Consider the following 11298-nt stretch of genomic DNA (forward strand, 5'->3'; position numbering starts at 1 on the left):
GGCAGCCGATCGCTAGGGCCTCACTCCACGAAGCGGGGGGTCCAGACGCGGCCGGCGGGGGTGACGCGGGTGGACGAGGCGCCGACGATCAGCAGGCACTTCATATCGATCGACTCCGGGTCGAGGTCGGCGAGGGTGGTCACCGTGAGGGACTCCTCGGCGCGGCCCACGTCGCGGCCCACCACGACCACCGTCTCCGGCGCGCGGTGCTCCAGCAGGATCGCCCGCAGGTCGGCGACCTGGGTGGTGCGGCTGCGCGAGCGGGGGTTGTAGATCGCGAGCACGAGGTCGGCCTCGGCGATGGCGCGCACCCGGCGCTCGATCACCTCCCACGGCTTGAGCCGGTCCGACAGGCTCAGCACCGCGAAGTCCGCGCCGACCGGGGCACCGGCCCGCGCGGCCACCGCCTGCACCGCCGAGACGCCCGGCAGCACCCGGATCGGCACGTCGGCGTAGGCGGGGTCCTCGGCGGCCTCGAACACCGCCGACGCCATGCCGAACACGCCCGCGTCGCCGCCGGAGACCACCGCGACCCGTTCGCCGGCCTTCGCCAGGTCGAGGGCGTGACGGGCCCGGTCAACCTCGACGGTGTTGCCCGAGGCGTGCCGTTGGAGCCCCGGGCGCTGCGGCACCCGGTTCACATACGGCGCGTAGCCGACGACGTGGTCGACCTCGGCCAGCGCGGCGGCGGCCTCCGGCGTCAGCCAGTCGTCCGGTCCGGGGCCGAGGCCGATCACGAGGAGTTCGGCGGATTTCTCGGCGAGTGACGAGACGGCGGGGGCGGGCTTGGTGTCGCCAGGGACCACGATGAGCGAGAAGTACGGGACGGTCGCCGGGTTGACGTCGGCGACCGGCAGCAGCCGCTGCGCCTCCATCGACGCCCGCTCGACGTAGACCGCGCCGTCGAGGCGGCCGGCCTGCTCCAAGGCGTCGCGCACCCCGGGGAAACGACGGCCGAGCTTCATGATGATCGCGCCGTCGGTGTCGGCGAGGCGGCGCGCCAGCTCCGGCACGGGCAGCGTGCCGGGCAGCACCGTCAACACGTCGGTGTGCCGCACCAGCGGCGTGCCGCTCGCGGCCGTGGCGGCGGCGAAGGCGGGGATGCCGGGCACGATCTCGGTCGGGAAACGGTCCGCGAGACGGTCGTGCAGGTACATCGCCGAGCCGTAGAACAGCGGGTCGCCCTCGGCCAGCAGCACGACCTCGCGGCCCGCCTCCAGGTGGGCGACGGCCCGCCGCTCGCAGTCGTCGTAGAAGTCGCTCATCGCGCCGTCGTAGCCGCCCGGATGGTCGGTGCGGCCGGTGGTGACGGGGTACTCGAAGACCTCCTCGACCACGCCCTCCGGCATCAGGCCGGCCACGATGCGCCGCGCGTTCGACCGCTTGCCGACGCCCTGGTGATAGGCGACGACGTCGGCCGCGCCGATCAGCCGCGCGGCCTTGAGCGTCACCAGCTCGGGGTCGCCCGGTCCGACGCCGACGATGCGGAAGCCGCTCACTCCGCCTCCTGGGCCAGGGCGTTGAGCGCGGAGGCGGCCATCGCCGACCCGCCGCGCCGTCCGCGCACCGTCACGAAGGGGAGGTCGATCCCGGTCTCGGCGGCGAAGCCCTCCAACGCCTCTTTCGACTCCGCCGCGCCGATGAAGCCGACCGGCACGCCGACCACGGCCGCCGGTCGCGGTCCGCCGTCGGCGATCAGCTCGAGCAGGTGGAACAGCGCGGTCGGCGCGTTGCCGACGGCCACCACCGCGCCGTCGAGCCGGTCGCCCCACAGCGACACCGCCGCCGCCGAGCGGGTGGTGCCCCAGGTGCGCGCGAGGTCGGGCACGCGGGGGTCGCGCAGCAGGCAGACGACCTCGTTGTCGGCGGGCAGGCGAGTGCGGGTGACGCCGGAGGCGACCATGTGCGCGTCGGTCAGGATCGGCGCGCCCGCCTGCAACGCGCCCCGCGCGGCGGCGACGAGGCCGGGATGGACGACGAGGTCGGCGGCGAGGTCGGTCTGCCCCGTGCCGTGGATCATGCGGACCGCGACCTTCTCGGCGTCGGCCGGGATCGCCGACAGGTCGGCCTCGGCGCGGATCGTCGCGAAGGAGTCGACGTAGATCGCCGCGCCGCTGCCCTCGTAGGCGTAGCGGCGGGGTGGGGGCGTCAGGGGCATGCGGGCTCCGCGTCTTCGGGCAGGTCGGGCAGGTCGGGCAGGATCAGGCTGCGCCAGGGGGTCACGACGACCTCCTCGTCAGCGCGGGCGAGCACCGTCGCCGCGAGGTCGGGCGTCAGGCGTCCGCCGGGGACCGCCAGGTGCTCGGCGCGGCGGCCGTCGTCCTGGCCGATCATGCCGTGCGGCAGCGGGAGCGCGGCGATGTGGGTGCGCAGGTCGCGGGCGTGGTGCGGCTGGGCGAGCGCCGACCCCTGGTCCGGTAGCTCATCCACGTGCCAGGCGGCGCTCTCCCCGGCGCCGCGGGCCAGCAGGAAGCGGTGGGCGAGCGCGACGAGCGCAGGGGCGAGCTCGTCCGCCGCGACCACCTCGCCCCAGTGGTGCGAGCCGATCCGCACTTGCGCGTGGGTCGCGTCGACGGCGACCGCGCCGAGGTCGAGGGAGCGGTCGATCAGGTCGCCGCGCCCGTCGTCCAGCACCACGAGGAAGCGGGCTGAGAGGGCGGCGAGACGGTCGTCGGCGCGCAGCAGGTCGTCGTAGGCGCGGGCGACGGGCCGCAGGTCGGCGCGGCCGCCGGAGCGTCCCGACAGCGGCGAGACCATGACGTTGCGGACCAGCTCGTGGGCGGGCGAGGGGAGCAGGCCGCTCGCGGCGACGGCGTCGACGAGACGGGGGTCGAGGCAGCCGTTCTCATGGGCGATGCCGCGCAGCTGCACGTTCGCTCGGGAGGTCAGCCAGAGGTCGCCGTCGGCGTGCTCGGCGCTGATCGCGAGGAGGCCGGCGAGCGTCCGCGTCGGCAGCGTCCCGCCGATCAGCCGCAGCCGGACCAGCGCCCCGTCGTCGGCGATCCACGGACGCAGCACGCCCGGACAGCGGTCGGCTCGATCACGGCTCACCCGCCCATTGTCCCGCAGACCGCTGCCGGGGACGCACGATGATGCCTTTGGGCACCGGGAACGACCCTAATCCATCATCCTGCGTCCCCCGGGGCACGGAGGATGATGGATCAAGGTAGCGATCACTACCGCAAACCATCATCCTGCGTCCCCCGGAGGCGCTACGGTGACGGGCGTGGGAGTGGACGAGCTGGGGCCGTTCTTCGCCGTCGAGGAGGTCGGCGGCGAGGGGTGGCGGACGCTGGACGAGCTCGTCCACGGGACCGGCCTCGCCGAGCGGGTCGATTTCACGCGGCGCGCCCTGGCCGAGCGGGCGCGGGTCGAGGTCGAGGAGCGGGTGGCCGCGTCGACCGCGTCGCTCGGGATCTTCGCCCGGCTGCTCTCGCCGGTGATCGGAGCCGCCCTGCTCGAGGTTCCCGCGCCGTCGGATCCGCGCTGGCAGGCTGGCGAGGCCGGACCCTTGCGCCTGGCCGCCACGACCCGGGCCGACCCCGAGGTCGTCGGACTGATCGACACGACCCTCGCCCCGCTCGTCGACCGGCTCGCCGCCGACCACGGCGTCTCGGCGACGATCGGCTGGGGCAACGCCGTCTCGGCCGTCCACGGGGCCTGCCGCATGGCCGCGCAGGCCGCCCCGACGCTGCGCCCGCGCGCCGCCGACCTCCTCGCCGACCTGCTGCGCCACCCGCGCCTCGCCGACACCGCCGACCTCGGCCCGCCCCTCGTCCGTCGGTCCTGCTGTCTCTACTACCGACTGCCCGGCGGCGGCTACTGCGGCGATTGCGTGCTCGCCCACCGCTGACCGCTACGCTGAGGCGACCCTTTGCGCGCGGTCGCCGGAACCCGGTGCGACTCCGGGGCGGTTCCGCCACTGTGACTCGCTCTCGACGCGAGCGAACAGCCAGACACGGCCCGTGCGCTCCCCTCTCACCTATTGGGGCGAGAACCCCGAGGAGGAACATGACCCGCATCGCGATTCTGTCCACATCCGACACCGACCTGCTCTCGGCGCGCGCCAGCGGCGCCGACTACGTCTGGGCCAACCCGACCCGCGTCGGCGAGGGCCGCCCGGGCGCCGTCGAGGTCGCGGCGGACGTCGATGTGGTGATCTATCGATTCCTCGGCTCCCCGGCGGAGCTGGGCGAGGACTTCGCGGCGATCCGCGACTCCGGCGTCCCGCTGATCGTGCTCGGCGGCGAGCTGACCCCGAGCGCGGAGCTGATGGAGCTGTCGACGGTCCCGGTCGGGATCGCGGCCGAGGCGCACCGCTACCTCGTCGAGGGCGGCCCCGCGAACCTCGCCCAGCTGCACGCCTTCTGCTCCGACACCGTGCTGCTGACCGGCGAGGGCTTCGAGCCGCCGACGACCGTGCCCGCCTGGGGCTGGCTCGACCGCCCCGAGGCCGTGACCGGCCTGCCGAAGGTCGGCGTGCTGTTCTACCGCGCCCACCACACCAGCGGCAACGAGGACTTCGCGCACGCCCTCGCCGACGCGATCGACGCCACCGGCGAGGCGGTCGGACGGCCGATCTTCTCCAGCTCGCTGCGCGCCGCGCCCGACGACCTCTACGCGGCGCTCGGCGAGCTCGACGCGCTCGTCGTCACGGTGCTCGCCGCCGGCGGCGCGACCCCCGCGTCGGCCTCGGCCGGCGGCGACGACGAGGCGTGGGACGTGGCCCGCATGGCCGCCCTCGACATCCCGATCCTGCAGGGCCTCTGCCTGACGTCGAGCCGCGAGGAGTGGCTCGCCAACGACGACGGCGTCACCCCGCTCGACTCGGCCAGCCAGATCGCCATCCCCGAGTTCGACGGCCGCATCATCACCGCGCCCTTCTCGTTCAAGGAGATCGACCCCGACGGCCTGCCCCGCTACGTGCCCGACGCCGAGCGCTGCGACCGGGTCGCGCGGATCGCCGTCCACCACGCCCGGCTGCGGCACACCCCGCCCGCAGAGCGCCGGGTCGCGCTCATGCTGTCGGCCTATCCGACCAAGCACAGCCGCGTCGGCAACGCCGTCGGCCTCGACACGCCCGTCTCAACCGTCCGTCTGCTGCGCCGCATGGCCGAGGCGGGCTACGACCTCGGCGGCGACAACGAGGTCACCCGCATCCTCGCGATGGACGACGACACCGAGGCCGGCAACGCGCTCATCCACACGCTCATCGACGCCGGCGGCCAGGACGAGGAGTGGCTGACCACCGCGCAGCTGACCGACTCGCATGTGCGGATCAGTCCCGAGCAGTACGCCGCCTGGACCGCCGACCTGCCCGAGGATCTGCGCGCCGAGATCGCCGAGGCGTGGGGCGCCGCGCCGGGCAAGCTGTTCGTCAACGACGCCGGGGAGATCGTGCTGGCCACGCTCCAGGCGGGCAACGTCGTGCTGCTGATCCAGCCGCCGCGGGGCTTCGGCGAGAACCCCGTCGCGATCTACCACGACCCCGACATGGCCCCGTCGCACCACTACCTCGCCGCCTACCGCTGGGTGCGCCACGGTTTCGGCGCGCACGCGGTGGTGCACCTCGGCAAGCACGGGTCGATGGAGTGGCTGCCGGGCAAGAACGCCGCGCTCAGCGCCGCCTGCGCCACCGACGCGGCCATCGCCGACCTGCCGCTGATCTACCCCTTCCTCGTCAACGACCCGGGCGAGGGCGCGCAGGCCAAGCGTCGCGCCCACGCGGTCATCGTGGACCATCTCATCCCGCCGATGGCACGCGCGGAGAGCTACGGCGACATCGCGCGGCTGGAGCAGCTGCTCGACGAGTACGGCAACATCGCCGCGATGGACCCGGCCAAGCTCCCGGCGATCCGCGGCGAGATCTGGACGCTCATGCAGGCCGCCGAGATGCACCGCGACCTCGGCCTGGACGACCGTCCCGACGACGAGGAGTTCGACGACTTCCTGCTGCACGTCGACGGCTGGCTGTGCGAGATCAAGGACGTCCAGATCCGCGACGGCCTGCACATCCTCGGCCAGGCGCCGGAGGGCGGGACGCGGGTCGACCTCGTGCTCGCGATCCTGCGCGCCGCCCAGGTGTGGAGCGGCCAGACCGGCGCCGTGCCGGGCCTGCGCGCCGCGCTCGGCCTCGTCGAGGACGCCCCGACGTCGCAGGTCGACGAGGTGGAGCGACAGGCCCGCGCGCTCGTGCAGGCGATGGACGACGCCGACTGGGACCCCGCCGCCGCCGACGGCCTGCACGACGACCCCGAGGTCGTGCGGGTGCTGCGCTTCGCGGCCACCGAGGTCGCGCCGCGCCTGGCGGGCACCGCCGACGAGCTCGACGCGGTCCTGCACGCGCTCGACGGCGGCTACATCCCGGCGGGCCCGTCCGGCTCCCCGCTGCGCGGCCTCGTCAACGTGCTGCCGACCGGCCGCAACTTCTACACCGTCGACCCGCGCGCGGTCCCGTCGCGGTTGGCCTACGACACCGGTCAGGCGATGGCCGAGTCGCTGCTGGCGCGCTATCTCGACGAGACCGGCGAGTACCCGGCGTCGGTCGGCCTGTCGGTGTGGGGCACCTCGGCCATGCGCACCAGCGGCGACGACGTCGCCGAGGTGCTGGCACTGCTCGGCGTGCGGCCGGTGTGGGACGAGGCGTCCCGCCGGGTGGCCGAGCTGGAGGTCGTGCCGCTGGCCGAGTTGGGTCGTCCGCGTGTCGACGTCACGGTGCGCATCTCCGGCTTCTTCCGCGACGCTTTCCCGCACGTCGTGACGATGCTCGACGACGCGGTCCGCATGGTGGCCGAGTTGGACGAGCCCGCCGATCAGAACTTCGTCCGGGCGCACGCCCAGGCCGACCTCGCCGAGCACGGCGACGAGCGTCGCGCCACCACCCGGATCTTCGGCTCCGCGCCGGGGTCGTACGGCGCGGGCATCCTGCAGGTGGTCGAGTCGGGCGCCTGGCGCGACGACGCCGACCTCGCCGAGGTCTACACGGCGTGGGGCGGCTTCGCCTACGGCCGGGGCCTCGACGGCGTGGCGGCGGCCGACGACATGCGCACGTCCTACCGGCGGATCAAGGTCGCGGCGAAGAACATCGACACCCGCGAGCACGACATCGCCGACTCCGACGACTACTTCCAGTACCACGGCGGCATGGTCGCCACGGTGCGCGCGCTGACCGGCGCCGACCCGAAGGCCTACGTCGGCGACTCGACCTCGCCCGACGCGGTGCGCACCCGCACGCTCCAGGAGGAGACGAACCGGGTGTTCCGCTCGCGGGTGGTCAACCCGCGCTGGATCGGGGCGATGCGCCGCCACGGCTACAAGGGCGCCTTCGAGCTGGCCGCGACGGTCGACTACCTGTACGGCTTCGACGCGACGGCGGGGGTCGTGCACGACTGGATGTACGAGTCGCTGGCCAAGGAGTACGTGCTCGACGCCGAGACGCAGGAGTTCTTGCGCGAGGCGAACCCGTGGGCGCTGCGCGGCATCGTCGAGCGGTTGGACGAGGCCGCCGAGCGGGGCCTGTGGGCCGAGCCCGACCCGGAGGTGGTCGAGGCGATGCGCCAGGTCTACCTGGAGATCGAGGGCGACTTGGAGGACCGTGGCTGAGCGGCGGCTGCGGCTGGTCGGGATCGGCTGCGGCGATCCCGACCATCTGACGGTCGAGGCGGTGACGGCGTTGCGCGAGGCGTCGTTCGTGCTGGTGACCGTCAAGCGCGAGGGCGACCCGTTGGCGGCCGCACGTCGCGCGATCATCGCCCGTCACGCCCCGGGGCTGCCGGTGGTCGAGGTGGTCGACCCCGAGCGCGACCGCTCGGCGGCCTCCACGGCGACCACGTCGGGTTACGAGCACGTCGTCACCGACTGGCACGACGCCCGCGCCGCCGCCTGGGAGTCCGCCCTCCTCGCGTCCTTCAGCTCACCTCCCTCACCAGATTTGCTGACTTATCCACCGAATCCCTCGGCGGAAATGGTGGATAAGGCAGCAAATCTGGGAAGAGGGGCGACCACAGGGGTGCAGTTGGTGTGGGGGGACCCGGCCTTCTACGACTCGACGATCCGGGTGGTCGAGCGGGTGCTGGCACGCGGGCGGCTCGACTTCGACTGGGACGTGCTGCCGGGGATCTCGGCGCTGCAGCTGCTCGCCGCGCGGCACCGGATCGTGCTGCACGAGGTGGGTCGGCCGATCACCGTCACCACCGCCCGACGTCTGCGCGAGGCGGTCGACGCGGGGGCCGACAACCTGCTCGTCATGCTCACCGGACGCCTCGACCTCGCCGGGCTCGACGACTGGACGATCTGGTGGGGCGCGAACCTCGGAGCCGACTCCGAACGCCTGGTCGCCGGACGCGTCGCCGACGCCTTGCCGCGGATCGAACAGGCCCGCGCGGAGGCGAAGACCGCCGCCGGCTGGGTGATGGACGCCTACCTGCTGCGCCGCTGACCGTCCGACGCGAGACGGACCCTTGCGGCGCGGCGTGACCCCTGCCACACTCGGGCTGCCATGAGCCTTCCTCCCCGCCCCCTCGTCGCCCGACGCCTCGCCAGCGCGCCCGAACAGCTCGCCGCCGAGTACGACGTGGTCGTCGTGGGGTCGGGCTACGGCGGGTCGGTGATGGCGGCGCGGCTCGGCGCGGCGAACGCGGCGGCGGGCGGACGCCTGCGGATCGCGCTGCTGGAACAGGGCGCCGAGCATCCGACGGGGACTTTCCCGGAGAACGAGTCCGGCGCGGCGCGGCAGCTGCGCTCGGCCCGCAATAAGCTCGGCCTGATCGAGCTGAACCGCTTCAAGACCATCGACGTGCTGCACGCCAACGGCCTCGGCGGCACCTCGCTCATCAACTTCAACGTCGCGATCACGCCCGACCGCGAGGTCTTCCAGGCCTCCTGGCCGACCGCCTTCCGCACGCTCGTCGGCACCGCGCCCGACGGACTCGGCCCGCTGGAGGACTACTACGCGCGCGCCCGGGCGATGCTCGGCGCGATCCCCTACGCGCGGGACGCCGACCTGCGCCGCGTGTCGGTGTTCGGCGCCATCGCCGAGGCGGCGGGCGCGACCGCCGAGCCGTTGTCGATCACCGTGAGCGCCGAGGACCGTGTCACGAAGTACGGCGTCGAGCGGCGTGCCTGCCCCGACCACGGCGGCGACGGCACCGGCGACAACAGCGGGTCGAAGAACTCGCTCATGACCAACTACCTGCCGATGGCCGCGCACCACGGCGTCGGCCTGTTCCCGCAGGTCGCCGTCGACCGGGTCGAGCCGACCGGCGACGGACGCTGGCGGCTGCACGGCGTGCGACGCTCCGCCGACCGCAAGGCCCCCGAGGAGCCGGTCGAGGTGGTGGCCCGCCGAGTCGTGCTGTCAGCCGGGACGATGGGCAGCAACGGCATCCTGCTGCGCTCGCGGGAGGCCGGACTGCGCCTGTCGCGGCGGCTCGGGAAGAACTTCAGCGGCAACGGCGACAACTTCGCCATCGCCTACAACACCGACCTGCGCACCGACACGCAGGCGTGGGCCACCACCGACGGCCCGCCGCGCTCCGACCTCGCCTGCGGTCCGAGCATCACCTCGGTCATGCGCTTCGGCGCGGGCCAGGGCGACCTGCGCAAACGCTTCACCGTCGAGGACTTGTCGATCCCGCGCGCGCTGCAGGACTCCGCCCGGCTCGGCCTGATGGGCCTGGCGGCGACCAGCTATCGCGACTTCCGGTCGGCGAAGGTCGCCCGTTGGCGCAAGGACGTCAAGTTCAACTCAGGCGGCGCGATGAACCACTCGCTCGGCTTCCTCATCATGGTCCACGACAACTCCGACGGCGAGCTGACGCTCGGCCGCGACCGCGAGGTGAAGGTCGTGTGGCCCGGCGCGACCACCGAGCGGGTCTACCACGACGTCGACGAGGTGCTGCGGCCCGCGGTCGAGGCCGTCGGCGGCACCTACATCAAGAATCCGCGCTGGGACAAACTGCTGCTCGGACGCCATCTGCTCACCGCGCATCCGCTGGGCGGCTGCGCGACGGCCGACGACGTGGACGGCGGGGTGGTGGACCACGCGGGCCGCGTCTTCGATCCCGACGGCGGCGTGCACGACGGGCTCTACGTCTGCGACGGGTCGGTGATCCCGCGCGCCATCGGCGTCAACCCGTTCCTGACGATCTCGATGTTCGCCGAGCGCGCCGCCGACCTGCTCCGCGAGGAGCTGGGCCTACCGCCCTTCGACCCCGCCACCGAGACCGACGACCGGCCTTACGGGCGGGGGACGCCGGTCGGGTTCGGATAGCTGACCGCGCCGGACTCCTCGACGAGCCGGGCCAGCGGCAGCAACTCGTGCGCGAGCGCGTAGGCGCGGGCGGTGGCCTCCTGGTCGAGGCCGGCGCCGCAGGAGCGGTCGGTCGCCTCCTCCAGGCGCTCGCGGGCGGCCCGTCCGGTGTCGGTGACCGTGGTCCCCTCGACCCAGCCGAACTGCTGGAGCCGTCCGAAGGCCGCGATCCACTCGTCCTCGGTCCAGCCGCGCACCTCGCGCTGACGGGCGTCGACCAGGCCGGCCGCGACGGCCAGCGCGTTCGCCGACACCCCGCTCAGCCCGGCGGCGGTCAGCACCGCCACATGGGAGTCGCCCCGATACTCGCGCAGCACGGTCGCCGCGTGCCACAGCTTCCCGAGAGCGTCGTCGGGCACGGGCAGGGCGCGGTGGGCGGCGGCCAGCGGACGTCCGGCGACGTCGATCCGCGACGCGAGCGTCGACAGCGCGTCGGCCGCTCGGGTCACGTCCCGTTCGCCGAAGGCGGCGGCGAGCCGGTCGCGGGCCAGGTCGAGCCGGACCGCGAGCACATCGTCCCGGGAGGCGAGCGACCAGGCGTCCGGCAGTGCCCGTCCGATCAGACGCGGCGCGAAGCCGTGGAACAGCGCCGTCACCAGCTCCGGCCCGGGCGTCCCGAGCGCCGCCGACCGGGACGCCGCGTACCCCATCCAGAAGCCTTTGAGGCCGACCGCCTCGTACCGCTCCTTGGCGTCGGGCGCGAAGTAGACGACGTCGTGGATCGCCTCGACGCTCCGCCAGAATTCTCGTATGGTCACCGCTCGAAGGTACCCGCCGCGCCGAACGACGCCTTGCGCACCGACCGGCGCAAGGTCGTGAGGATCGCCAGGCCAGATCCACCGTTAATCTGACAGACCCCCTAGCTGTCGGACATCCGCGCCGCCTACCTGCGCGTGCCCGACGACGTCCGCGGCATCATCAACCGCACCGTCTTCGAGCGCGTCTACCTCAACGAGTTCGGCGAGGCCAACGACAGCGACCTCCGACCA

General features: G+C 73.6%; 8 protein-coding genes and 1 riboswitch. Of the genes, 4 read left to right on the forward strand and 4 right to left on the reverse strand.

The features are described from left to right. Window positions 1–20 precede the first annotated feature (20 nt). The 3 genes from cobJ to QM621_RS01355 are packed head-to-tail and all read right to left on the reverse strand — an operon-like array spanning window position 21 to window position 3051. Window positions 21–1499, reverse strand: coding sequence for a precorrin-3B C(17)-methyltransferase (gene cobJ, locus QM621_RS01345; RefSeq protein WP_414988547.1), 1479 nt, complete (start codon window positions 1497–1499; stop codon window positions 21–23). Next, window positions 1496–2158 (reverse strand): precorrin-8X methylmutase, encoded by a 663-nt coding sequence (locus QM621_RS01350; RefSeq protein WP_414988548.1) that lies wholly within the window; start codon window positions 2156–2158, stop codon window positions 1496–1498. The genes cobJ and QM621_RS01350 overlap by 4 nt, the downstream gene beginning before the upstream one ends. Continuing rightward, the gene (locus tag QM621_RS01355; protein ID WP_414988549.1) at window positions 2149–3051 is read right to left on the reverse strand and encodes a nitrite reductase; all 903 of its coding nucleotides are present in this window, start codon (window positions 3049–3051) and stop codon (window positions 2149–2151) included. Before QM621_RS01355 ends, QM621_RS01350 begins: the two co-directional genes overlap by 10 nt. A gap of 175 nt (window positions 3052–3226) precedes the next feature. Between QM621_RS01355 and QM621_RS01360 the strand changes: the two genes are divergently transcribed. From QM621_RS01360 to QM621_RS01375, 4 genes are all read left to right on the forward strand, one after another. Beyond that, complete coding sequence (locus tag QM621_RS01360; protein WP_414988550.1) at window positions 3227–3853, forward strand: (2Fe-2S)-binding protein; 627 nt, start codon at window positions 3227–3229, stop codon at window positions 3851–3853. Between the two features lie 36 nt (window positions 3854–3889). Next, window positions 3890–3960, forward strand: a riboswitch (cobalamin riboswitch). 51 nt (window positions 3961–4011) lie between these two features. Beyond that, the gene (gene cobN, locus QM621_RS01365) at window positions 4012–7602 is read left to right on the forward strand and encodes a cobaltochelatase subunit CobN (RefSeq protein ID WP_414988551.1); all 3591 of its coding nucleotides are present in this window, start codon (window positions 4012–4014) and stop codon (window positions 7600–7602) included. Further along, complete coding sequence (locus QM621_RS01370; RefSeq protein ID WP_414988552.1) at window positions 7595–8437, forward strand: precorrin 6A synthase; 843 nt, start codon at window positions 7595–7597, stop codon at window positions 8435–8437. The genes cobN and QM621_RS01370 overlap by 8 nt, the downstream gene beginning before the upstream one ends. A gap of 60 nt (window positions 8438–8497) precedes the next feature. Next, window positions 8498–10270 (forward strand): GMC family oxidoreductase, encoded by a 1773-nt coding sequence (locus QM621_RS01375; RefSeq protein ID WP_414988553.1) that lies wholly within the window; start codon window positions 8498–8500, stop codon window positions 10268–10270. On the opposite strand, the gene QM621_RS01380 is transcribed toward QM621_RS01375, so the two are convergent. Next, window positions 10237–11067 carry an SCO6745 family protein gene (locus QM621_RS01380; RefSeq protein WP_414988554.1) on the reverse strand — a complete coding sequence of 277 codons (831 nt, stop codon included), beginning with the start codon at window positions 11065–11067 and terminating at the stop codon, window positions 10237–10239. The two genes, QM621_RS01375 and QM621_RS01380, sit on opposite strands and share 34 nt — an antisense overlap. Window positions 11068–11298 lie beyond the last annotated feature (231 nt).

Source organism: Aeromicrobium sp. (assembly GCF_047606445.1).
Lineage (GTDB): Bacteria > Actinomycetota > Actinomycetes > Propionibacteriales > Nocardioidaceae > Aeromicrobium.

What these genes read in the sequence shown, in the direction of transcription:
- QM621_RS01350 (WP_414988548.1), bottom strand. Translation starts at nt 2,158, where the DNA reads ATGCCCCTGACGCCCCCACCCCGCCGCTACGCCTACGAGGGCAGCGGC.
- cobN (WP_414988551.1), top strand. Translation starts at nt 4,012, where the DNA reads ATGACCCGCATCGCGATTCTGTCCACATCCGACACCGACCTGCTCTCG.
- QM621_RS01375 (WP_414988553.1), top strand. Translation starts at nt 8,498, where the DNA reads ATGAGCCTTCCTCCCCGCCCCCTCGTCGCCCGACGCCTCGCCAGCGCG.